At 61.4% G+C, this 22,151-nt stretch carries 21 protein-coding genes and 2 pseudogenes; 14 read left to right on the top strand and 9 right to left on the bottom strand.

What is annotated here, in order from left to right; genetic code table 11:
• Positions 1-4: 4 nt before the first annotated feature.
• Positions 5-388, bottom strand: coding sequence for a cupin domain-containing protein (locus QM600_RS10135; RefSeq protein ID WP_283261336.1), 384 nt, complete (start codon positions 386-388; stop codon positions 5-7).
• Positions 389-726: 338 nt separating this feature from the next.
• Between QM600_RS10135 and QM600_RS10130 the strand changes: the two genes are divergently transcribed.
• The 8 genes from QM600_RS10130 to QM600_RS10095 all read left to right on the top strand — a co-directional run bounded on the left by QM600_RS10130 (position 727) and on the right by QM600_RS10095 (position 8,185).
• Positions 727-1,920, top strand: coding sequence for an NAD(P)/FAD-dependent oxidoreductase (locus QM600_RS10130; protein WP_283261335.1), 1,194 nt, complete (start codon positions 727-729; stop codon positions 1,918-1,920).
• A 44-nt stretch (positions 1,921-1,964) separates the two neighbouring features.
• Positions 1,965-3,326: a type III glutamate--ammonia ligase gene (gene glnT / locus QM600_RS10125; RefSeq protein WP_283261334.1), complete on the top strand. Its 1,362-nt coding sequence runs from the start codon at positions 1,965-1,967 to the stop codon at positions 3,324-3,326.
• A 24-nt stretch (positions 3,327-3,350) separates the two neighbouring features.
• Positions 3,351-4,247 carry a class II glutamine amidotransferase gene (locus QM600_RS10120; protein ID WP_283261333.1) on the top strand — a complete coding sequence of 299 codons (897 nt, stop codon included), beginning with the start codon at positions 3,351-3,353 and terminating at the stop codon, positions 4,245-4,247.
• A complete protein-coding gene (locus QM600_RS10115; protein ID WP_283261332.1) occupies positions 4,235-4,945 on the top strand; it encodes a GltB/FmdC/FwdC-like GXGXG domain-containing protein in 711 nt (236 codons plus the stop codon). The genes QM600_RS10120 and QM600_RS10115 overlap by 13 nt, the downstream gene beginning before the upstream one ends.
• A gap of 10 nt (positions 4,946-4,955) precedes the next feature.
• Positions 4,956-6,272, top strand: coding sequence for an FMN-binding glutamate synthase family protein (locus QM600_RS10110; RefSeq protein ID WP_283261331.1), 1,317 nt, complete (start codon positions 4,956-4,958; stop codon positions 6,270-6,272).
• 68 nt (positions 6,273-6,340) lie between these two features.
• On the top strand, positions 6,341-7,567 hold the full coding sequence (locus tag QM600_RS10105; protein WP_283261330.1) for an allantoate amidohydrolase: 1,227 nt from the start codon (positions 6,341-6,343) through the stop codon (positions 7,565-7,567).
• Between the two features lie 56 nt (positions 7,568-7,623).
• Positions 7,624-7,779, top strand: a complete 156-nt coding sequence (locus QM600_RS10100; protein WP_283261329.1) for a hypothetical protein — start codon at positions 7,624-7,626, stop codon at positions 7,777-7,779.
• Positions 7,772-8,185, top strand: a complete 414-nt coding sequence (locus QM600_RS10095; RefSeq protein ID WP_283261328.1) for a DDE-type integrase/transposase/recombinase — start codon at positions 7,772-7,774, stop codon at positions 8,183-8,185. Before QM600_RS10100 ends, QM600_RS10095 begins: the two co-directional genes overlap by 8 nt.
• A gap of 613 nt (positions 8,186-8,798) precedes the next feature.
• On the opposite strand, the gene QM600_RS10090 is transcribed toward QM600_RS10095, so the two are convergent.
• The 3 genes and pseudogenes from QM600_RS10090 to QM600_RS10080 form a co-directional block, all read right to left on the bottom strand.
• Positions 8,799-9,281 carry a winged helix-turn-helix domain-containing protein gene (locus QM600_RS10090; protein WP_283261327.1) on the bottom strand — a complete coding sequence of 161 codons (483 nt, stop codon included), beginning with the start codon at positions 9,279-9,281 and terminating at the stop codon, positions 8,799-8,801.
• Between the two features lie 1,623 nt (positions 9,282-10,904).
• The gene (locus QM600_RS10085; RefSeq protein ID WP_283261326.1) at positions 10,905-11,207 is read right to left on the bottom strand and encodes a DUF4193 domain-containing protein; all 303 of its coding nucleotides are present in this window, start codon (positions 11,205-11,207) and stop codon (positions 10,905-10,907) included.
• A 262-nt stretch (positions 11,208-11,469) separates the two neighbouring features.
• Positions 11,470-11,757, bottom strand: a pseudogene (locus QM600_RS10080) (phosphatidylserine/phosphatidylglycerophosphate/cardiolipin synthase family protein); the annotation flags it as partial.
• A 261-nt stretch (positions 11,758-12,018) separates the two neighbouring features.
• Between QM600_RS10080 and QM600_RS10075 the strand changes: the two are divergent.
• Complete coding sequence (locus tag QM600_RS10075; protein WP_283261324.1) at positions 12,019-12,432, top strand: DUF732 domain-containing protein; 414 nt, start codon at positions 12,019-12,021, stop codon at positions 12,430-12,432.
• A gap of 126 nt (positions 12,433-12,558) precedes the next feature.
• Here the strand turns inward: QM600_RS10075 and QM600_RS10070 are convergent, their stop codons facing one another.
• The 3 genes from QM600_RS10070 to QM600_RS10060 all read right to left on the bottom strand — a co-directional run bounded on the left by QM600_RS10070 (position 12,559) and on the right by QM600_RS10060 (position 14,869).
• The gene (locus QM600_RS10070; RefSeq protein ID WP_283261416.1) at positions 12,559-12,735 is read right to left on the bottom strand and encodes a helix-turn-helix domain-containing protein; all 177 of its coding nucleotides are present in this window, start codon (positions 12,733-12,735) and stop codon (positions 12,559-12,561) included.
• A gap of 578 nt (positions 12,736-13,313) precedes the next feature.
• Complete coding sequence (locus QM600_RS10065) at positions 13,314-14,066, bottom strand: hypothetical protein (protein WP_283261323.1); 753 nt, start codon at positions 14,064-14,066, stop codon at positions 13,314-13,316.
• A 344-nt stretch (positions 14,067-14,410) separates the two neighbouring features.
• Positions 14,411-14,869, bottom strand: coding sequence for a transposase (locus tag QM600_RS10060; RefSeq protein WP_283261322.1), 459 nt, complete (start codon positions 14,867-14,869; stop codon positions 14,411-14,413).
• An 883-nt stretch (positions 14,870-15,752) separates the two neighbouring features.
• Here QM600_RS10060 and QM600_RS10055 point away from each other — a divergent pair.
• Positions 15,753-16,529, top strand: a complete 777-nt coding sequence (locus QM600_RS10055) for an SDR family NAD(P)-dependent oxidoreductase (protein ID WP_283261321.1) — start codon at positions 15,753-15,755, stop codon at positions 16,527-16,529.
• 486 nt (positions 16,530-17,015) lie between these two features.
• Here the strand turns inward: QM600_RS10055 and QM600_RS29820 are convergent, their stop codons facing one another.
• Together QM600_RS29820 and QM600_RS10045 are read right to left on the bottom strand one after the other, a co-directional pair.
• Positions 17,016-17,261 carry an IS3 family transposase gene (locus tag QM600_RS29820; RefSeq protein WP_502942928.1) on the bottom strand — a complete coding sequence of 82 codons (246 nt, stop codon included), beginning with the start codon at positions 17,259-17,261 and terminating at the stop codon, positions 17,016-17,018.
• A 266-nt stretch (positions 17,262-17,527) separates the two neighbouring features.
• The gene (locus tag QM600_RS10045) at positions 17,528-18,526 is read right to left on the bottom strand and encodes an AraC family transcriptional regulator ligand-binding domain-containing protein (RefSeq protein WP_283261319.1); all 999 of its coding nucleotides are present in this window, start codon (positions 18,524-18,526) and stop codon (positions 17,528-17,530) included.
• 179 nt (positions 18,527-18,705) lie between these two features.
• On the opposite strand from QM600_RS10045, the gene QM600_RS10040 reads away from it, so the two are divergent.
• The 4 genes and pseudogenes from QM600_RS10040 to QM600_RS10025 form a co-directional block, all read left to right on the top strand.
• Positions 18,706-19,425 carry an SDR family NAD(P)-dependent oxidoreductase gene (locus tag QM600_RS10040; RefSeq protein WP_283261318.1) on the top strand — a complete coding sequence of 240 codons (720 nt, stop codon included), beginning with the start codon at positions 18,706-18,708 and terminating at the stop codon, positions 19,423-19,425.
• Between the two features lie 46 nt (positions 19,426-19,471).
• Complete coding sequence (locus QM600_RS10035) at positions 19,472-20,017, top strand: 2,4'-dihydroxyacetophenone dioxygenase family protein (protein WP_283261317.1); 546 nt, start codon at positions 19,472-19,474, stop codon at positions 20,015-20,017.
• 121 nt (positions 20,018-20,138) lie between these two features.
• Complete coding sequence (locus tag QM600_RS10030; protein ID WP_283261316.1) at positions 20,139-21,752, top strand: 4-coumarate--CoA ligase family protein; 1,614 nt, start codon at positions 20,139-20,141, stop codon at positions 21,750-21,752.
• Between the two features lie 50 nt (positions 21,753-21,802).
• Positions 21,803-22,151 (top strand): annotated as a pseudogene (locus QM600_RS10025) (IS6 family transposase); the annotation flags it as partial.

Here is a 22,151-nt window from a genome sequence, read left to right as displayed (position 1 = left end):
CGGATCAGGGAGCGAAGGAACGGTGGCCGACGAAGTAGGCCAGTGCGCGGTCGGGGGTGGTGAAGCGGATGCGCGAGCCAGTGGGGAAGAAGATTGCATCCTTCGCCTTCGCCACCTCGACCTGCCCGGTATCGAGGTTCTCCATGGTGAACTCACCTTCGAGGACGACCTTCATCTCGTCGTAGGCGTAGTAGTAATCGAGCGGGGCATCCGTGCGATGCAGTTCGAAATAGCCTGCCGACATCTCTGATCCGCCCGGGTTGGAGAAGACGTCGTCGATAAATCCCTTGGTGCCAGGGTATTCCGAGACCGGCATCTGCGGCAGGTTCTCGTGGAATCCGGCAGTGACGCGAAACGGGGCGACTGCAGGCTTGTCGGTCGTGGTCATGGGTTCTCCCTGGGGAAGTGGTGGATGTGTAGTGGTAGGTGGGTGCTGGCGTTCATACGTCGAACTTCCGCTGTGAAACAGAAAGTACTAACAGGAAACCACATCGTAGATTTCTATGAGGTAAACAATCCTACTTTTCGGTAGATCCCCTGCTAGTGGACGCAATGCATATTCGAAAGAGGTTCGGGAGTATAGGAATTGGTAATTCACCAACAACATTGCCGTAACGTGATCGACATCATCACCATGTTTCATATGAAATAACACTGATTCATGAGATGAAACATCTCACCTCAGCCGCGAAAACCTGACGCATCCGGCCGAATGAAGGAAACGATGTGACACAGACAGCAAAGTTCGTGATCGTCGGTGGGGGACTCGAGGGTCTCGCCATCGCCTGGTCGCTCGCGGACCGCGGAGAGACTGGTGTCCTGGTCCTCGAGCGTGGCACCTTGTGCTCGGGCATGACCGGTAAGTCCAGTGGTGTGGTCCGGTGCCACTACGGAACGCCGTCGCTGGCGGCGATGTCGTGGTACGGCATCGACATCTTCACCAGAGCCACCGAGATATTCGGGGACGACATGGCGTTCCGACAGTGTGGATACGTGGTCGGCGTCGGCGAGAACAACATCGACCCGTTGAAGGCGAACGTCGCGATGATGCAGGGCCTCGGCATCGACGTTGACTACATCAGCCACGACAAGATGGCGGAACTGTGGCCGGGGTTGCACCTCGACGACTTTGCCGCCTTTGCCTACGAGCCCCTCGGCGGCCGCGGCGAGGCATACATGGCCGGGATGGCATTCGGCGCGTCGGCCCGCAAGCTGGGCGTCAAAATCCGCCAGAGCACCCCGGTGGCATCGCTACTGCAGAATGCGGACGGCCGCGTCTACGGGGTGACCCTCGCGAACGGCGACGTAGTGCATGCCGAGCAGGTGATCCTCGCCACCGGGCCGTGGGCCCCCGAACTCGGCGCCGGTGTCGGCATCGACATCCCGGTGAAAGCCCAACGGGCGCAGCTTGTCCTGATCGATCAGGGTGCTCCGACGCCGGAGGTTCCGGTGCTCTCGGACCTTGCGGGATTGCAGTACATTTGCCGCGAGCCGAACGGTGAGCTGCTTGTCGGTAACAGTGACCACGCCGAGCCCGAGTACATCGACCCCGACAAGTACAGCAACCGGGCAGACAACAGCACCATCGAGAAGAACATCGGCAAACTCGGGAACCGTCTACCCGACATGCCAGACCCTCGGATCACCTCAAGCTACGTCGGCGCGTACGACGTGACTCCCGACTACAACCCCATCATCGGTCCCGCACCGGTCGATGGACTGTTCCTGGCCACCGGATTCTCAGGCCATGGTTTCAAGATCTCGCCGGCAGTCGGACGCCTCGTCGCCGACATGCTTCTCGACGACGGAAAAACGACTCTCCCGAACGTCGAACCGTCCGACTTTCGATACTCGCGCTTCGAGGAAGGCGATCTTCTTCGCAGTCTGTATCCCTACGAGGGTGCCGGCGAAATGCGCTGATACGAAACCCACTTATCCGTAGACCTACAGTTCAGGAGCTTCCTATGGCTGTCGATACCGCTGACGCGTTTACCCCGCCGACCCTCATCACCCCGCAGTCGCAGACCTTGTCCGAGGTGGCGCGGGACACTCAGACCACCTTCATCCTCGCGCTCTTCGTAACCCTGTCCGGCAAACCGTGCGCCAAACTCGTCCCGATCGAGGCCGTCGAACAACTTCAGAACGACGGCGTGAGCTTCGCCGGCTACGCTGCCGGACACATGGGTCAGGAACCCAAAGACTCCGATCTTGTTGCCATGCCCGATGTCTCATCGTTCACGCCGATTCCGTTCGTGAAGCCCGGCCTGGCGATTGTGCACTGCGATCCGCATGTGGAGGGCAAGTCCTGGCCGTTCTCGCCCCGAGTGATCCTGAAGGAGGCGCTCGCAAAGGCGGCTGAACTCGGTCTGACCGTCAACGTCGGCGCCGAGATCGAGTACTTCCTCGTCAACCGCACCAGCGACGGCGCACTCACAACTGCGGACACCGCCGACGTCAGCCGTCAACCGTGTTACGACGCGCGCGACGTCACGCGTATGTACGACCACCTGACCGAGGTGTCCAAGGCTATGAACGCTCTGGGGTGGGGCAACTACGCCAACGATCACGAAGACGGAAACGGGCAGTTCGAGCAGAACTTCGACTACGCCGACGCCATGACCACGGCCGACCGGGTGATCACCGCCCGGTACTTGCTGTCGGTCATTGCCGAGAAGCGCGGCATGAAGGCCACATTCATGCCCAAGCCCTTCACCGACCGCACCGGGTCCGGTATGCACATGCACCTGTCGCTGTGGAACGAGAGCGGTTCGGTATTCCCGGACGGTGACGACCCTAAGGGGCTCGGACTGTCGAAGACCGCGTACGCCTTCATCGCCGGGATTCTCGAGCATGCATGCGCACTGCAGGCAGTTATCGCGCCAACTGTCAACTCCTACAAGCGAACCGGCGCCACTTCGACAGCCAGTGGTGCCACCTGGTCGCCTCGGTACGCTACCTACGGTGGGAACGACCGCACTCACTATCTCCGGGTTCCGGACAAGAATCGTGTGGAACTGCGCGGCGGAGACGGCTCGGCCAATCCCTACCTGGCCGCAGCCGCCACCATCGCCGCCGGCCTGGACGGCATCGCACGAAATCTCGACCCTGGGACCCCAGGTTCCGGCGACAGCCCCAGCGACATGCTGCCGATGACACTGCTGCACGCGATGGACGCTCTGGAATCGGATCCGGTCGTGAGCGGCGCGTTGGACGTCGCCGGCCCGGGAGTCGCCGCGTACTTCGCGAAACTCAAGCGGGAGGAATTCTTCACCTGGCACAACACCGTCTCCTCCTGGGAACTCGACCACTACCTGACAGCGTTCTGACAAAACTCCCGAAAGGAGACCTCCATGTGTGGAATCGTCGGACTTCACTTGCGTGATCCGTCCCTCTACCCGCAACTCGGTACTCTGCTGACCGACATGCTCGGTCAGATGTGTGACCGTGGTCCGGACTCAGCGGGCATGGCTATCTACGGCGACCAAACCTGGTCACCGATCGGCGAAGCCACGGTGTCGCTGCTCGACTGCCCCGTCCCCGCAACGGACCTCGCCGCGACGCTGTCCGCGTCACTCGATACCACCATCACCGGAATCGACCTGCCACCGACGACGATCCTGCACGGAGCAGTCGGCCCAGAGGATCTCGCAGCCGCTGTGCGCAGCGTGGCACCGTCGGCGCGAGTCATCGGATTCGGCGACGACCTGACCGTCCTCAAGGGCGTCGGAGATCCACTCGACCTGGCGAACCGGTTCGGTCTGCCGTCAGCGAGTGGCTGGCAAGGAGTTGCTCACACCCGCATGGCCACCGAATCCGCCGTGACCGCCGAGGCGTCGCACCCGTTCGCAGTAGGTCCTGACCAGTGCCTCGTGCACAACGGCTCGTTCTCCAACCACATGAGTATCAAGCATCAGCTCGAACGTGACGGCGTCGTGTTCGACAGCGCCAACGACACCGAGGTCGGGGCGAGGTTCGTCGCGAAGCAGCTCGCCGAGGGCGTCGACCTGGAGAAGGCGCTGTTGATGCTGAACGAAACCTTCGACGGTTTCTACACCCTGCTCGTCTCGACGGCCGACTCGTTCGCCGTGGTCCGCGACGCCATTTCCTGTAAGCCCGCCGTCATCGCCGAGACCGACCAATGGGTCGCGATGGCCTCCGAATATCGCGCCCTGGCGAACCTGCCCGGCGTCGACAACGCCCGAATCTTCGAGCCCGAACCGGAAGAGGTGTACGTATGGCACCGGTAGCCACCACTGAAACGATCACGGTCACGACCGTCCTGGACCTTGCGACGTCGAGCATCCGTGCCGTCAACGAGCAACTCACCTCACCGGAGGCTCCGAAGTCGGTCACCATCACGGGACCCCAGGGTGCGCATGCGCTCGCCTGTGGTCTCGATTCCGACATCGACGTCACTATCGACGGGCACGTCGGCTACTACTGCGCCGGCATGAATCAGCAGGCCACCGTCACGGTTACCGGCAACGCCGGGGTGGGGGTCGCCGAGAACATGATGTCGGGCACCGTCCACGTCAAAGGCGATGCGTCACAGTCAGCGGGCGCCACCGCCCACGGCGGACTGCTCGTGATCGACGGCAATGCCGCTGCGCGGTGCGGTATTTCGATGAAGGGCGTCGACATCGTCGTCGGCGGCAACATCGGGCACATGTCCGCATTCATGGGTCAGGCCGGACGTCTTGTGGTCCTCGGGGACGCGGGGGAGGCCCTCGGTGACTCGTTGTACGAGGCACGTATCTACGTGCGCGGCACCGTCGCCTCTCTCGGAGCCGACTGCATCAAGAAGGAGATGCGCGAGGAGCACCTGACGGAACTTCGGGAGCTGCTCGCAGCGGCGGCTTTCGATGTAGACCCGTCCGAGTTCACACGCTACGGCTCCGCCCGCCAGCTCTATAACTTCCACGTCGACAACGCCAGCGCGTACTAGGAGAACCGTCATGACTACACCGAACCCGGCCCTACGTGAATCGGCGACGTTCGACCGCGGCGTCATCTCTGACATCCAGCGGGCCGCCGAGACCGGCATTTACGACATCCGCGGCTGGGGTGCCAAGCGGAAGCTGCCCCACTTCGACGACCTGCTGTTCCTCGGTGCCTCGATGTCGCGGTACCCGCTGGAGGGCTACCGCGAGAAGTGCGACACCGACGTCGTGCTCGGCGACCGCAACGCAAAGTTTCCGCTGCACCTCGATATTCCGATCACTATCGCCGGCATGAGCTTCGGCGCGTTGTCCGGGCAGGCGAAGGAAGCGCTCGGTCGCGGTGCCAGTGAGGTCGGCACGTCCACGACCACCGGTGACGGTGGCATGACCCCCGAGGAACGCGGGCAATCGAAGAACCTGGTTTACCAGTACCTACCGTCGCGGTACGGGATGAACCCGGACGATCTGCGCAAGGCTGACGCGATCGAGATCGTCCTCGGTCAGGGCGCCAAGCCCGGTGGTGGCGGAATGCTGCTGGGGCAGAAGATCACCGAGCGCGTCGCCGGTATGCGCACCCTGCCGATGGGCGTCGACCAGCGGTCGGCGTGCCGACACCCCGACTGGACCGGCCCTGACGACCTCGCGATCAAGATCATCGAACTGCGTGAGATCACCAACTGGGAGAAGCCGATCTACATCAAGGTCGGCGCCGCCCGCACCTATTACGACGTGAAGCTCGCAGTCAAGGCCGGCGCCGACGTCATCGTCGTCGATGGCATGCAAGGTGGCACCGCCGCCACTCAGGACGTGTTCATCGAGCACGTCGGTATCCCGACGCTGGCCGCGATCCCACAAGCGGTCCAGGCGCTCCAGGAACTCGGGGTGCACCGGAAGGTGCAGCTGATCGTGTCCGGCGGTATCCGCAGCGGAGCCGACGTCGCAAAGGCGATGGCCCTCGGCGCTGACGCCGTCGCGATCGGTACCGCAGCTTTGATCGCGTTGGGTGACAACAGCCCTCGCTACGCAAAACAGTACGAGGAGCTCGGCTCGAAGGCCGGATTTTACGATGACTTCCAGGCAGGCCGGGACCCTGCCGGGATCACCACGCAGGATCCGGAATTGTCGAAGAACCTCGACCCCGTCGAAGGTGGACGACGGCTCGCGAACTACTTGCGGGTGCTCACGATGGAAGCGCAGACTCTCGCCCGCGCCTGCGGCAAGTCGCACCTGCGCAACCTCGAACCCGAGGACCTCGTCGCCCTCACCGTGGAAGCCTCGGCCATGGCCCGGGTTCCACTGGCCGGGACGACTTGGATTCCCGGCGCCATGTAAGCGGCACGGCTCGTACACCGACAATCACGCGGACTGACGTCCGGCATTACCAGTAGAGGACCGAGAACATGACCTCCTTCGATTCACTGTGGGCGACCACCCTCGATGTGGGACAGCACAAGTCGACTCGTGGATACCGAAGATTCGCGTGGAACGACGCTGACATGACGCTGCGCGAGTGGTTCTCGGACTGTGCGCGGTCGCGCGGTATGACGGTCGAGGAGGATCGAAACGGCAACCTCTGGGCCTGGTGGATGCCCGAGGGGTGGGACGGCGATCCCCGTGGTGCATTCGTCACCGGATCTCACCTCGACTCGGTACCCGACGGGGGTGCCTACGACGGCCCGCTGGGCGTGGTATCGGCGTTTGCCGCGATCGACATCGTGCGTGCTCGGGGGATCGAGCCGACACGTCCCGTTGCGGTCACGGCATTCTCGGACGAGGAGGGCGCACGTTTCGGTGTCGCCTGCGTCGGCTCGCAACTGTCCACCGGAGTACTGGCGCCGGGCCGCGCCTTGGCGCTGCGGGACAACGATGGCATCACCCTCTCCGAGGCGCTGCTGAGTGCAGGCCGTGACCCAGTCCATCTCGGAGAGGATCCTGATCTGGTCGATCGTGTTGGGGTATATGTCGAACTGCACGTCGAGCAGGGACGCGCCCTCGACCTGATCGATCGCCCCGTCGCCGTCGCCTCGTCGATCTGGCCCCACGGTCGTTGGCAGTTCGTGTTCTCCGGGGAAGCCAACCACGCCGGCGCCACCCGCCTCGTCGACCGTCGCGACCCGATGCTCGCATTCGCATCGTCGGTCCACACCGCCCGCTCGGCCGCGGAGTTGCACGAGGCCGTCGCGACGTTCGGGAAAATTCGAGTTCTTCCCAACGGCGCCAATGCTATTCCATCGGAAGTGCGGGCCTGGTTGGATGCCCGCGCGGCCGACGAGGAAACACTCACCAAGCTCGTGGATCAGATCACTGCCGAGGCGCAGGCCTACGCGGCCGCCGACGGTATAGGCCTCGAAGTCGACGCTGAGTCGGTGACGCCGATTGTCGAGTTCCCGCAGTCGACCCGTGAACGGCTGCGGCGCTCCCTTGCCCACCTCGGTGACATCCCCGTCCTGCCGACCGCTGCTGGTCACGACGCGGGAATCCTGTCGGCGAAGGTCCCCACCGCGATGATGTTCGTCCGCAACCCCACCGGCGTGTCCCATTCACCCGACGAGTTCGCTGAAGCAGACGACTGCAACCGGGGCGCCGAGGCGCTGGCGGACGTCATGGCGGACTGGGTTTGCGGGTAAAGCGCCTGTCAAACGGTCTGTCGCGTCGCTATGAAGTTGCGGCGCAAGGAACATCGGTGCGTCACCCGTTCGGCGCGGGTGGCAATACCTGGGACGCCGCTCAGGCAGTCGCATTCCTTACCGGGCCACGGTCATGCTGGATTTCGGGAGCCACACTCTCGGCTGATGGTGGACTCCTGACGGTATCCGCAGCCATGCACTTGGGTGAGTGAACCAAATCTCTTGCGAAGGAACAGAAAGCGGAATGGCAGGGCTGCGATCAGGTTCTTCCGCATACTCCTCAAACATCAGGGTTGCCCGCCGCGGGTGCTGATCGCCGACAAGTTCGCTTCGTATCGAGTTGCACACCGGCAGATGATGTCGTCGGTCGAGCACCGGCGGAACAAATACTCGAGCAATCGGTGCGAGAACTCCCACCAGCCGACCCGACAACGGGAACGGGCGATGACATGGTCCCACTCGGTCGGTGCAGCACAACGATTCCTCGCTGTGTTCAGCCGAATCTCCCGACACTGCAGCCCACCGCGGCGCGGTAGGACTACCACCGACCACCGCACCGAAATGGTCGCCGGATTTCAGGCGTGGGATCAAGTCACCGAACCGACCATCGCTGCCTGACCGACATCTCCGTGCGATGCCCCACTTTGTCCGAAAACTGCTGCACTCCAAATATCTTGACAATGACCGGAATTTTGTGATGCCCGGTCTCGCGTGATGTGTCGGCTCCAGAAGTCGTCGTCCGCCCAACCTTCCGGGACACCGATCCTGGCCAGGTTCACCTGTGGACGGGTGTTGAGCAGCTCGTGGAGCCGGCGCGCCCAACTGCTGCGCGGAGACACGGAGTCGAGCACGGATTGCAGGGACACCAGTACCGGGTAGAGGCGTTTCCACGACCGCTCCGGCAGGGCACTGTCAAGTTAAGCAATCAAGCATTGATTTGGTCGATCCGCGCTCCGGAACATCCAGCTCGCGTGTGACTGGTGAGGCTGGTTTGATTCGGGGAAGGCGACGAATCGATTAACTTGACAGTGCCCCTGGAGCGGCGTGTCGACGTCCTCGAGGTACCGGTCGATCACCGCCCGGCGGAAGTTGAGCCGCTGCATCGACGCTGCGTAGCGGATCGTGGTGTTCAGCGGCGAGGAGGTGTCCAACGGTCCACCCGGCGCCGACATGTCGGCGAGTTGCTTGGCGACGGCGTCGCGGGAAGAAACGTCAAGGGAAGCAGGGTCTTTCACTTGCCGCGTGCTGCCCGCTCGAGCGCATTCCTGTTCCGCTCCATCAGTTGGGACACCTCGTCCTCGGTCAGCAGACGGCGGTAGTAGGCGCGCTCGATGTCGTCCCAACTGCCCCGTTCGTGGGCGTCCGTCGCGGTGCCGTCGATTGTCGGGATGTGCCCGAACGTGTAGTTCCAGCTCAACAGTTGGTTCATCATCTCTTCGGTGCGGATCTGCCCGGCGGCTCGTTGGTCGATAATGTCCGCGGGCCTCGCATCGAGAGCCTTCGGGTCCGCTGTGGCCTTTTGGAGTAGACGGTGCACCGTGCTCTGGGAGACGTCGAGGTGCTTTTCGATCTCTCGGTGGACCATGCCTACACGCTGGGCTTGCGCCACTGCCTTCAGTAGCGCGCGGTTGTCCAGACGTAGCCGCGCGGCGACTCCGTCGAGTTCTTCCGCCACCTGTTCCCGGCTGAGATCCATGGTGCTCGTACGTCCCACCTTTCTTGATTCAAAATGAACCAACAAGTTCAGGGTATCCGTCCGCGGCCTCGGCGTCCACAGCGGAGTAAGGCCTCGGGCTGTTGGTGGGCCGCGTATCAGGACTTGCGCGCTGACAACACCGTCTACGACGGTGTGACCTCTGGGTCAACGTTGACCTCCAGTTACGATGTGTTTTGCACCGCGGTATGGGCTGCCCGGGCGGATGGTTGGTCACTGCTGCGGTACCGGCGGACCCACGCGGTGCGTCAGCCGGCCCGTTGGCCGGGGCCGGCGCACTGAGTGCAGCTACACTGCGACTGCGCGAGGGTTGAATCGTATCCTTCTGGTGTGCAACGTAAGTCGAGCGTTTTGCCGAAGGGCCCGCCCGTGTCGGCGAGTTTCGTACTCGCGTCTCGAGAACGCGAAACCCTGCATCCGAATACTTTTCGTTTCACTGATGAAGACCGCTGACTTCACCGTGTAAGTGATGACCGGTGATCGCCCGACATTCCCGACTCGTGCGGCAGAGGGTCAACCCCCCCGGCGAGTGCACAGTCGGTGGGCGGACCATGTGTGCGTCTCGGATTGAGCTAACCACTTCGCGCTCACCGCTCCGCTCTGCATACGGTATTCCTCCCAGGAGGACTTGGCCAGGGCTTGCCGCGGAGCGCGTGTCCGTCGCGTTCGTGGGCGGAGCATCGTCGTTCCTGCTTCGCCTGCTCGCCTCGGGGACCGGCCTCGGTCGCCGAGGCGAGCAGGCGGTCGCCTGAATCCGGGATCGCCTGCCCTCGCCGAAATGGGGCGGATCTCGTCAGTGGGGCGCTGATCGCGCGGCCCGGTGATTTGTCATGGCCTGTGGGTGAGGGTCTTCGACACCTACCGTGGTCGTCGAGATGAGCGAGCACTTGCGGTGACAAGAGTTCGCGGGAATGTGCTCGTTCGGTGAGGCGTGCGCACCGTGAAAGCGAGGTGGAAGCAGTGCGTAAACCATGTTGCCCCGCAGACGGTCTGGGGGTATGTCGCATCGGCGGGGCCGGGCGCCACAAAGCGGGTTCGGGTCGGGAATGCGGCGGCGCCGAAGCGCAAACGTACGGGATTACGTTTGGTAGTGCCAGTTTGCGCCAAGTTACATCTACTCGAGGATCTCAAATTGCTTCTGGGCGATGTGCAGGCTGCGGAAACTCTCCACGGCGCTCGGACGGGCGCAGGTCACCTGATCTACGCGACAGGCGACCCTCGAACTCTGTGGATGGACTGCGAAGGAACATCGATGAAGGGAACGCGAACCGTCCGAGCGATGGAGTCCGGGCGGATCTCGCGACATACCATTATGGATGCGCGTCTACCTTTGCCGGCTCGGGCGCGCACGGCCCACCGGACTGACACTCACATTCACGCCGGTGGGCCACCTGATCCCCCTTCGGCTACATTCATGTCGATCTTGACCTCGTAACTACGGCCTGTAGCGTTTTCGAAAACCGTAGTCCGAGTGGAAGATCGGGAACGAAGTGGTGTGTTGGTCGCCATGGCAAGGTGACCATCTCTCGATCCCGCACGGCGGGACGGCCACGATCCCTTCCATCAGGGAGCGGGGACCGCTCGGTATCGATCCGGTCTGGGGTGTGAAACGTCTTGTGTTGCTCAGCCCGCGCAGTCCCGACAGAGCAGCTGATCCGAGGTGGGGTCTGCTCGGCGGCTGCGGTGGTGGACGAGGAAACAACTGATGCAGGTGAACTCGTCCGACTGTTTCGGTAGTACTCGTACCGTGAATTCCTCACCGGAGAGGTCTGAGCCGGGCAGGTCGAAGGATTCCGCTGCGTCAGGTTCGTCGATGTCGACGGCGGCGGATTGGGTTTCGTTGCGGCCGGTGGTCAATTGGGCCAACGAATCGTCTGTTTCTTCGTCGGCTTCGGTGCGTCGTGGTGCGTCGTAGTCGGTTGCCATGGTTCCTTCGGATGATTGGTCGTGTCCGGTTCGATCGGTGTCCGTCCGGACACGTGTGGTGCAGGTGTTTGCGGCATAGGGGTTGGTTGCGTACTTGTACGCCAACTCGTGTGCCTGGCCTGAGACGATACTCCAGGCTGTGGTGCCGCTACCGATGTGGCGCTTGCAAGGGAACCAATCAATGTGCGCCGCAACGTGGATGCTCCGGCAAATGTAGGCAACCGCGGTGGTGAAATCGGATCGACGGGATGTGCTCAGTTGGTCAGAGGTCCCACAGCGCTAACAGTGCAGTCCGGATGGACATAGAGGGGACGTAGTGGTCGGTCCGCAACCTTGGACCGGGGTGTCCGAGGTCGGAGAGCATCTTCTCGGCAGTGGCGAGGGGCAGTGGGGGCAGGTTGGTGCGGATACGCAGGAAAACCATCACCGCGCCGCCGGTCCGCGGGATCCGGATGGGTTCGGAGGCCACGATGGCCGGCGGGTAGATCCATTCGTCGGCGGAGACGAAGACGATCACATCACCGGATGTGATACTGCTGGGTTTGCCCAGCGAGGTCGTCGACTACCTCGTCGGCGCCATGCGTGATCAGTCGTCGGCCTGCCTGCGGTGGTGGCCAGTCAGCCCGGCCGAGGCATCAGCACCCCACCCTTCCCGCGACTTTGCTGATCGCGACGATGCATGGCGATCGCCCGTACGACCGTGACCTCTTCGCCAGGCATATGGCTCATGGAGATACAGCATCCCAACCTGTGCGTATCGGCCACTGGACAATTAGGAACTCTAACGACCGGTCTGGTTGAATCTTGAACTATGAAACGGACAATTGCCGCAATTGCTCTCACCGCTACCGCTCTCTTTTTGACTGCATGCTCCTCCTCCGAGGAAGAAGGCGAGGACAACCCCACCACCACCGAGGTTTCGACGACAACCGCGATGGCCGCATCGCAAGAGAACGCCGCCGACAGCGAGAAAGACATGCAGTTCTTCGTCGCCCTGAACATGAGCAGCTTCGACTACGACGCAGACCAAGACGGCCTCGTTACGCAGGCAGGCCAAGTGTGCTCCCTCATCGATGCAGGGCAGTCGGATGGGTCCGTCGCGAACTCGACCGTGAAGGCAGTCCTGGACGAAAACACGAGTTGGACCGAGGAGAAGGCCGGCTTCTTCGTGGGTGCTGCAACAGCAACGTATTGCCCTGAGCTGACGAGCCTGCTGGTCGGCTAGCCGCGACGCTGTCGACACCGATCGCGACGACCAGCGCGCGTGCGGGCAGTATCTGCCGTCGAACTGACCGGTCGTACCCGCCACGTCCTGTACAGAAGCGGCTCGGGGAAGCAGGTCTTTGAGGTGTCAGTACAGCGTGGTCGGTCCGACTCTGATGATCTCGGCGATACCGGTCAGGTGCATTCCGTTTTCCCGCATCCGTTGTGCCTGTGTGAGTTTCGTCGATGTCATCTTCGGGGGCCGGCCACTGGTACGGTCAGGAGCACGGGCCGCAGCGAGTCCGACCTGAGTCCTTTCACGGATCAGGTTGCGTTCGATTATGTGGACACGATCTGGAAGTCGCGATGTATGACCACCCTGTGCTCACATTCGATACGCGATCGGTCGGAAACGGCGTCGACCTGTTGAGGCCAAGGCCGTCGCTGGTGCACCGAATTGGTGAGACAGTCCCGACGAGGACGAATGGATCACCGGCTGTGATGGTGCTGGGTTTGTCGAGGCGCAGCGATTGGAGTTGGTACTTCGCGACGGGTCCGGGGGTGGTCCGCTGCAGCGGCCTTTGGTCTTCGAGTAGGTGTTGTTCGGTGGGGCTGGGCTGGTAGTCGACGGCGTGTTTGACGAACATCCGGGCGGTGGGTGTGGGTAGGAAGTCGTTGTCGGGGTTGTGGATTCGTCCGGTGATTCCGGGGATGGGTACGGCGCGGCCGATCGCCCATTGACGATGACCGACGCTGATCGGTTCTCGAATACCGGTTGAACGGGGCAGTTGGACCGGAATCTGTTCGGAGAGAATGTATGGTGGCGTTTGATCTGCTCGGTCGAACGAGAGTGGGGTGATGTATGAACTTCGGCATGCGTGAAGAAGAAGACTGGGGCGAGGACTAGTGCCACTCGGCGACGGTGCGTCGCCAGTCCTTGTGCAGCAGTTTCTCGGCGGTGAGCCATTTGTACATCTGCTTCGCGATCTCGGATCTCTCGTCTCCGTTAAGCAGTTCGAAGGCGGCCTGGGTGTTCGCTTCGTCCAGGAAACCGCGATCCATCATGATTTTCACAGCTTTGACGGCGGCACGTAGCACTTGTTCCATTTGCGCGCTCCGTAGCTCATTTTTCGAGAGCATCGCTGAGTTGTCTCCGGTTGGGTAGTCGACATCGACCACGATGATTCGACTGTTTTCCTCGGCGTCGACGTATTCATTGGTTTTGTCAAGTGCGTCAATATATTTCGCTGACTTTTCGATTTCTTTCTCGAAGATTGCAGTGCTCTCTCGTACCCACACACATGTGAGTGTGTTAGGCCACTGATCGGCGGGTGGGAAGAGGGCTTCCGGGGCTCCGCCTACTTCGAAATATCCCCACACGTAGGAAGTTTCGGGATGAATGAGTAGGGACCTGTGGAAATTTTGGCGAGCTGCGCGTGAGACTCGAGGGTCGATGTTGAAGCCGTGGGTTTGGGTGCTCAAGGCTCGCGTGCTGGTGAATCCGTAGTTAAGCAGTCGCGCAAGGAACCCGGCGGTGTCCATCGCCCAAGAGTGAACCGACAGGGAGACGACCGCAACGGAACCCTGGGTTGCCAGCGGTGTCGCGATACCTGGCGAAAACAGTGCGGTCAATCGCGGAACCGAATAGCGCAACACCGTGCCAGCGGGACTGGATGCGTCGTGGCCTGAAGTACCGATTGACTGCCGGTCTGACCACCGGGGGGGATTGGGCGAATACACGGCGTGTGCGTTATCGAGTGCTTTTCCGAGCGCGGTCTCAGAAAGCGTCCGAGAACTCATTAGGTTCGGGCGAGGCGTCGTGTCATGAGCGCGATCATGGCGAGGTGGACCATGGCTTCGTGGTGATCGGGTCTGGTTTCGTAGTCACGCACACAGCGGCGGTTTTTACTAATCCACGCGAAACTCCTCTCAACCACCCAGACATGGGGCCGGACGAGAAACCCCGGTACTGCCGGGGATCCGTTTGATGACCTGAATCTTCAAGGGCAAGAACCTGTTTCGACCACCCGACCAAACGTCCTGGGTAGCCGCCGTCGCCCCAGACCAGCGTGATCGCGAAAGAACGCGCCGCGCAGGACGGCCAGCACCCGGTGTGCGGCGTCGCGGTCCCCGATGGAGGCGGCGGTGACGACCACCGCGAGCAACAGGACCGTTGACGTCCACGCCCGATGTGCCGTTTGCGGCCATTCGTCCGATTCCAACCATCCCACCCGCGACCCGACCGGTGCACCGTGTCGGCGGCGGGCACGGTCTGCGAATCGATGATCGCCGCGGTCGGGCAACGCCTCGCACCCGGCGAGTACCCGTAGCTGGTCCCGGAGCGAGTCGTGGACGCGCTGCCACACGCCGGCTCGCACCCAGCGGGTGAACGTGTCGTAGACCTTGGTCGGTGGGGGGAACTCCGCCGGCAGCTGCCGCCACGCGATCCCGCCCCGCACAAGAAAAGAGAATGGCGTCGAGGATCACACGGCGACAATGCTTTTCGAGCCGTCTACCGCGGCCCGCCATGTTGCTCGGCGGCGGCAGTAGCGGTTCCAGGACCGACCAATTGGGCGTCGGTCAGCGACGAGGACGGATACACCGCGCACCGGTGCCCCGCCGACGCGTGGGGTGGGCACGACGGACACATCGAAATCGGTGATGACATTGTGGACTCCTGGGTACAGGCAGCGACTTGCTTATCACTGACCCAACCAGGAGCCTGCCCATGATCCGCCAGCGCTGCTCACCATCGCGAGTTCTCGGACGCCTTCTGAGGAGATCAGCCAGCCACATCCACCGCTGAGATGGCAGGCCAGTCGATGCGGGGGAGGGGAGTGCCCCTGCGCTCAACCCGAGGACGATCTCGGGGAGAGGTCGGTTTCCGTCTTTCAGCTCTAAGAGCAGTCGGTCTGTACTCATGTGGGGAGTCCAATCGGATGACGCCGAGCGGGGAAGGTGGCGTGATTGTTCGATGCCAGCCGAATTCAACGCAAGGAAGGAAGAAGGGTGCGGGGACCGTGGTGTGGGACGGGGCGGCGGTCAGAGGGCCATGAGCCTCGATCAGGTCGCGAGCATGCAGAACCGCCCGTGAGTCGACGTCGATCAGACCGTGAACGTCGGGGGAATCATCTACATGAGCGCTGGTGCGAACGGAGGACTGCCGGCTGCGGAGTCGCCCGGCAACTTCGACGAGCACCCACAATCGGCGGTAGCGATCCCGAACCGGCAGATGCCCTTTCGAATCCATTTCTCGGACTCCCGCTCATCGAGACTGCACGTCTGGTCGTTCTACTGCGGGCCCAGTATGTCGTAATCAGCTGACCCGACCGGGAGGACGTTATGGACCTGAGTGTGGAGCAATTTCGACTCGATGGGCGCACTGCTTTGGTGACCGGTTCGGGCCGAGGGGTAGGAGAAGGTATCGCACGCGTTCTCGGGGCCTGCGGAGCAACAGTCATAGTGAACGATTTACACGCCGACAGGGCTCAGTCGGTCGCCGATGCCATCATCGGCAGCGGAGGATCGGCATTTTCCTCGGTGTTTGACGTGACAGACGCCGCCGCAGTGGAGCAGGCAATAACTGCGCTGGCCGACGACGGGGCTTCCGTCGATATTCTTGTTCACAATGCGGGGATCCCTGACATTGGTGCACGCCCGAATCAATTTGTCGACATGCCGGAGGCGGATTGGCAGCGGCAGATCGACCTCAACCTGTCTGCGATGATGCGAGTCGTCCAGGCAGTACTCCCTGGTCAGCTCGAGAACGAGTGGGGCCGCATCATTCAGATCTCTTCAGGTGCATCAACACGGGGACTTTCTATAGGGGTCTCCGCGTATGGTGCCGCCAAGGCAGGTTCGGAGGCCTTGATCCGACACCTCAGTGTCGAGTGTGGTTCGCGTGGTGTAACAGCGAATGCGTTGGCGTTGGGGATGATGGAGGGATTGGGTGATGTTGACGACCCTGCGCTGCAGAGGATGATCCGCCAGATTCCGATAGGCAGGCTCGGTCGTGGCGCCGATGTCGGTGCAGCGATCCTCTGGCTTTGCAGCGAGGCAGGGGGCCTGGTCAACGGGCAGGTTATTCATCTCAACGGCGGAACGGTATTTGGACGCTAAACACATCGTCCGATAGTTAGGCGAAATGTTGCAGGACACGTCGCTGCCGATGAGCGAATTGTATTGTGCCAAGGCCGCAGAGGAAGGTTACGGTCAACTGCTGCAATAGCTCTGGCCTTCCACCCCGATCATCTGTATCGGGGTGGAAGTACCGTCTCGTGGGAGCCGCTGTCATCGCCGTACTTGGTGAGCGCGGATTCAACCGTCGGGTCACATACGCATTGGTAAGCGGCTGACCTGACGCCGGTGACGGGCCACGGAGGGCGGGACAATGACGGTCGAAGTAAACCGCCGACCGACAGATGCGCCATTCCACGGCAAGAGTGGCACTGTCGATGCCGAAGTCGCCGCTTGAATCCGTTCTCTCCGGATCAAATGCGCCAGATCCTCAAGTCGTGAAGAGGTTGTCGAATCCGTCGAGTTGGTCTGTGTCAGCTCACCGGTTTACGTAAATGCCTTACAGCACTGACGAATTCATCCCGCATGTCACGCCCCACTGTCGATGCATGCACTGAATTCGGGTCGACGACGGTGGTGCGGACCTTGAACGTGCGCGGGCGGGGGTACCTCCCTGCACGAAGTGCTTGGGGGCATCCCGACGATGCCGAGCGATCGCATGATCTTCGCGACCGTCTTCTCGGTGATCACCTCGCCGCGACCTTGGAACTCAGCGGTGATTCTCGGTGCCCCGTAGACGCCTTTCGGCTCCTGGTGGGTCGCGAGGATCTTCACTTCCAGATTCGCCCGCCGCTGCTGACGTTCCCCCAATAGTATTGATACCCTGCGCCCTTGGTGCTTGTAGAAGCCGGACGGCACTGTCACGTTAATCGATTCGGTGCCTTCCTAAAATCCCACCAGCCTCATGAGCCACACACGAGCAGGAGGTTTCCGAGCACGGATCGACCACAATCAGCGCTTGATTGCTTGACGTGACAGTGCCATCCGGGAAGGTACGCCCTCCCGGGATCCATAAGTTCTGATCATTGCTCACGCACCGATTACCTGCTGCCAACCGATCGGGATGCCAGATTGAGCGGGGTTTCGCCGAACCATCGCCAGCACGCACGTGTGTAGCAGCTTTGCTCGCTGTATCCGAGGGAAGCCGAAATCTGGTTCGCGGAGAGCCCTTCGCCAACCAGCCGTAACGCCAGCTTTCGGCGGACGTCGTCCAAGACCGCCGAAAATGTACTACCTTCTCTGGCTATTTGCCGTTGCAATGTGCGGGGATGCACAGCCATTGCTCGAGCCACATGGACCAGTGTTGCCTGATTGAGCGGCAGCAGTCGGTGCACGAAATCGGCGACCTGATCAACCATTGATTTGTACGCTGAGATAGGCGACAGGTATTGCTCGACGAGACGACGTGAAACTGCATCTCCGCCTCGTGTCGGCTTATTCAGGATCACGCTGGGCAGCTCGAAGAAGTTTCCTTCGGTTTCGAATTCGACCGGAGATCCGAACGCTGCGCCATACACCGACGAACGACATATCTGCGCGTGGGCGAACCCTGTTCGCTCAGGCACAAAATCTGGGTCGATCAGCAGCCTGAGCAACTCGAGAGCGATTCCGAGGCTGAGTTCCACCATCAAGTCGCGGCCGGCCAGGCTGCGAAGGACGATCTCGAATCGAAATTGCGGGGAGGGCAAGTCCCGTCGTAACGAAACGCGCACGGCCGGACTGTACGTGTGGAGGTATCGGGCGACATCATCGATGCCTTCTCCGATGGTGCCAGCGTGGCGCGCCAAGACCGCTACGGGACCGAGAATGTCCGCGCCTTGTGCTTGTGCGAGCTGGATACCGAAGTCGCGCTTCCCCAAGGACGTCGATGCCAGATGCACAGCCTGCGAGAGGGCTGTGTACCTGATGAACTTGTCATGATTGCCGGCCCATTCGGGATCGATACCGCAGTCCGACAAGATCCGCTCGCCGTCGCCTCCCTGCCTGTCGACCAGGCTGATGAAGTTTGCCAGCGAAGAAGCCCGAATCAGATCATCCATGTCGCTTATTGTTAAAAAACTGTCGCTTCAGGTCAAGTGTCATGGATCACTCCTGCACCATACTTTGAAACCAGGGCGTCACCACTTCACTGTGATTGGAACGAATCGACGTATTCGCCAACCGATGAATTCGACGGTGCCCGTTAACTTTTCCCGTGAGACAGAAAGTGTGATCACGCATGTCATCAACAGATTTCACTGTGGCAGGTCAGTCCGTACTGGTAACCGGCGGACGGGGCGGTATCGGCTCGGCCATAGCAAACGCCTTCGTCTCTGCCGGCGCTCGGGTAGTAGCTGTCGATGTTTCTCCGGTGCCGGAATCCCCCCGCGTGGGGATCGAGGACGTAGTCGCCGATGTCAGGGAACCGTCTAGCATTCTCAAGGCCGCATCGAAGTTTGGATCGCTCGACACGATCGTTCAATGCGCTGGTAGAGCTGCACCCGGCGAGGAGTTCGACCCCGCAGTCTTCCGCGAGATCGTCGATATCCATCTCGTGGGGTCGTTCAATGTTGCGGTCACCCTCAAGCCGCTCATGGCCGAGTCCGGTGGATCGATCATCAACGTCGGCTCGATGTACAGCTACTTCGGGTCTCCGCTCGTTCCCGGGTACGGTGCAGCGAAGGCGGGCATCGTGCAGTTGACGAAAACTCTCGCTCTGGCTTGGGCCGGCGACGGAATCCGCGTCAACGCCGTTGCCCCGGGTTGGATTCGCACGGAGTTGACACGCTTGGTGGAGGAAGACCCGACACTCAACGCCGCCATCACCAGTCGACTGCCCAGCGGAAATTTCAGCGAACCCGAAGACATCGCGGGCACCGTGCTGTATCTCGCTTCCGGCGCATCTCGATTGGTGACAGGCGTGACGATTCCGGTAGACGGCGGATACAGCGCCTCCTGACCAAAACCTGGCGCCCTACAAAAACAACCAAACAAGGGAAATCATCATGACTGTCGTTACATCCGAACAGCTTCCGGTCGTTTCACTGCCACAGACCGAACTGCTCACTATCAACGTAGACTCGATCCCGCTCGTGACCGGAAAACTCGCCCCCGGTGTCAGTTTCAAACCACTCTTCCTTGAACCTGAAGTCGGCATCTGGGTACTCATAGCCACCTTCGAGCCGGGTTCAGGGCTTCCCATTCATCTGCACACAGGATCTGTTCACGCCTACACCCTCACCGGCGCGTGGGGCTACCGCGAGTACCCCGAACAGTTGCAGACGGCAGGATCGTATCTATACGAGCCCGGAGCATCCGTCCACACGCTCTTTGCCCCTGAGAGCAATACAGAAGACACCAACGTTTTGTACGTCATCAACGGTGCAAACGTGAACTTCTCCGAGGACGGAAAGTTCCATTCCATTCTGGACGCTGTCACCGTCATGAAGCTCAGCAAGGATTTCTCCGAGGAGTCAGGGTTGGCCGTCGATTACCTGACCGCGGGCGGCGCACAGTTCAGCAGTCGAATCACCGAGATCGAAACCGACTGACCGAGACTGCAGAACTCGACCGCTAACCGCTCAGCGTGTACCGCTCGCGGTTGGCGGTCCCGAGGACATACGGCCCCGCCCCGCATATCGGTTGTGGGCAACATAGTGAAGGCAGGTAAAGATGAGTTTCTCCAGTCCTTTCCCCGACGTGGACATCCCAGAAGTGAGCGTTTTCGACCTGCTCTTCAGCAACATGAATCAAGCAGACCTCGATCGTGTTGCGCTTATCGATACGCCCGGGGGCGCGCGGACGACCTACGGAGAACTCATCGGCCAGGTGAATTCGACGGCTGGTGCATTGGCCGGTCGCGGCGTCGGAGTGGGAGACGTCGTCGGCCTCCTGGCGCCGAACTCGACGGCGTTCGCCGTGGCATTCCACGGCACCCTGCGAGCCGGTGCCACCGTCACCACCATCAACGCCCTCTTTACCGCCAAGGACATTGCCAAACAGCTCACCGATGCGAAGGCAACGACAATGATCACAGTCTGCGCGCTCCTGCAGCAAGCGCAGGAAGCGGCGCAAGCGGTCGGTATTCCTCCGGCACATGTGATCGTGCTCGACGGCGCAGGGGAAGCGGTTTCCGGACATCCAAATCTTGAGGATCTGATCGGACAGGGCGCCTCTGCGCCCACCGTTGATTTCGATCCAACGACGCACCCAGCAGTGCTGCCTTACAGTTCCGGAACCACCGCAGATCCGAAGGGCGTCATACTCACCCATAGGAACCTGGCCGCTAACATCGCACAGATCCGGCCGCTGCTAGCGATAGATTCAGACGACAAAGTCCTCGCCATCCTGCCGTTCTTCCATATCTATGGCATGACCGTGCTGCTCAACGCCGCCCTGCATGCGCGGGCAACACTGCTCGTCATGCCGAAGTTCGACCTAGCCGAATTCCTGGACAATATCCAAAAATACCAAGTCACCTACACTTTCATCGCTCCGCCAGTTGCGGTCGCGTTGGCTAAACATCCACTGGTCGACCACTATGACGTGACGTCGCTGCGCACCGTGATGTCCGGCGCCGCACCGTTGGATGCCGAACTCGGTAACGCCGTCTCGCGACGGTTGCACGTACAAATGATCCAGGGCTATGGCATGAGCGAGTTGAGCCCGGTCAGCCATTGCATGCCCGCCGACGGCGGCAAGGAACACTTCGGCGACATCGCACCGCTCAATTCCTGCGGCTGGCCAGTTCCCAACACCGTCAATAAAATTGTGGACCCCGTGACCGGAAACGAAATTACTTACCCCACAGAGGGACTCAGTGCTCCCGGAGAACTGTGTGTCCGTGGCCCCAACGTAATGGTCGGCTACCTCGGCAACGAAGAAGCCACTAAAGCGACGATTGATTCCGACGGATTCCTCCATACCGGAGACCTCGCCCAAGTCGACAGTTTAGGTCGAATATTCATCGTCGACAGGCTCAAGGAACTGATCAAGTACAAGGGCTACCAAGTCCCACCCGCAGAACTCGAAGCCCTACTACTGACCCATCCCTCGATCGCCGATACCGCGGTCATCGGTGTCCCCGACGACGAAGGCGAAGAAATCCCCAAGGCCTTTATCGTACGTCAGTTCGGCACCAACATCGCTGAAGCTGAGGTCATCGAATTCGTTGCACGCCACGTCGCTCCCTACAAGAAGGTCCGGCGAGTCGAGTTCATCGACGCAATCCCCAAGTCCGCGTCAGGCAAAATCCTCCGCAAAGACCTTCGCACCACACCCTCGTAGGGCATTGTCACGTTAGCGAGCTGTCGAGGGCGGCTGGCAGGATCGTGGTCGTGACCACCGCCGCGCCGTCGTACAAGCGTCACCGCTACCCGAGCGAGATTATCGACCACTGTGTGTGGCTGTACTTCCGGTTCACGCTGAGCTTCCGCGACGTGGAGGAGCTGATGCTGCAACGCGGGGAGATGCTCTCTTACAAGTCGATCCGGCGCTGGTGCGCCAAGTTCGGGCAGGCCTACGCGAACCGGCTGCGTCGCCGCAGCGCCCGCCCCGGCGACAAGTGGTTCCTCGACGAAGTCTTCATCGAAGATCAACGGAGTTCAGCGCTACCTGTGGCGTGCCGTTGTCCAGGACGGCACGGCCTTAGGACGTGCTGGTGTAAGTCCCTCCGAAACGCCAAGG

The organism is Rhodococcus sp. IEGM 1379 (genome assembly GCF_030056815.1).
Lineage (GTDB): Bacteria > Actinomycetota > Actinomycetes > Mycobacteriales > Mycobacteriaceae > Rhodococcus_F.
The sequence above is the reverse complement of the archived record's forward strand: the minus strand, read 5'-3'. Positions and strand labels throughout refer to the sequence as shown.

What these genes read in the sequence shown, in the direction of transcription:
- QM600_RS10035 (WP_283261317.1), top strand. Translation starts at nt 19,472, where the DNA reads ATGACTGTCGTTACATCCGAACAGCTTCCGGTCGTTTCACTGCCACAG.
- QM600_RS10120 (WP_283261333.1), top strand. Translation starts at nt 3,351, where the DNA reads ATGTGTGGAATCGTCGGACTTCACTTGCGTGATCCGTCCCTCTACCCG.
- glnT (WP_283261334.1), top strand. Translation starts at nt 1,965, where the DNA reads ATGGCTGTCGATACCGCTGACGCGTTTACCCCGCCGACCCTCATCACC.
- QM600_RS10045 (WP_283261319.1), bottom strand. Translation starts at nt 18,526, where the DNA reads ATGGATGATCTGATTCGGGCTTCTTCGCTGGCAAACTTCATCAGCCTG.
- QM600_RS10085 (WP_283261326.1), bottom strand. Translation starts at nt 11,207, where the DNA reads ATGGCAACCGACTACGACGCACCACGACGCACCGAAGCCGACGAAGAA.
- QM600_RS10040 (WP_283261318.1), top strand. Translation starts at nt 18,706, where the DNA reads ATGTCATCAACAGATTTCACTGTGGCAGGTCAGTCCGTACTGGTAACC.
- QM600_RS10105 (WP_283261330.1), top strand. Translation starts at nt 6,341, where the DNA reads ATGACCTCCTTCGATTCACTGTGGGCGACCACCCTCGATGTGGGACAG.
- QM600_RS10135 (WP_283261336.1), bottom strand. Translation starts at nt 388, where the DNA reads ATGACCACGACCGACAAGCCTGCAGTCGCCCCGTTTCGCGTCACTGCC.
- QM600_RS10030 (WP_283261316.1), top strand. Translation starts at nt 20,139, where the DNA reads ATGAGTTTCTCCAGTCCTTTCCCCGACGTGGACATCCCAGAAGTGAGC.
- QM600_RS10115 (WP_283261332.1), top strand. Translation starts at nt 4,235, where the DNA reads ATGGCACCGGTAGCCACCACTGAAACGATCACGGTCACGACCGTCCTG.
- QM600_RS10075 (WP_283261324.1), top strand. Translation starts at nt 12,019, where the DNA reads ATGAAACGGACAATTGCCGCAATTGCTCTCACCGCTACCGCTCTCTTT.
- QM600_RS10110 (WP_283261331.1), top strand. Translation starts at nt 4,956, where the DNA reads ATGACTACACCGAACCCGGCCCTACGTGAATCGGCGACGTTCGACCGC.
- QM600_RS10055 (WP_283261321.1), top strand. Translation starts at nt 15,753, where the DNA reads ATGGACCTGAGTGTGGAGCAATTTCGACTCGATGGGCGCACTGCTTTG.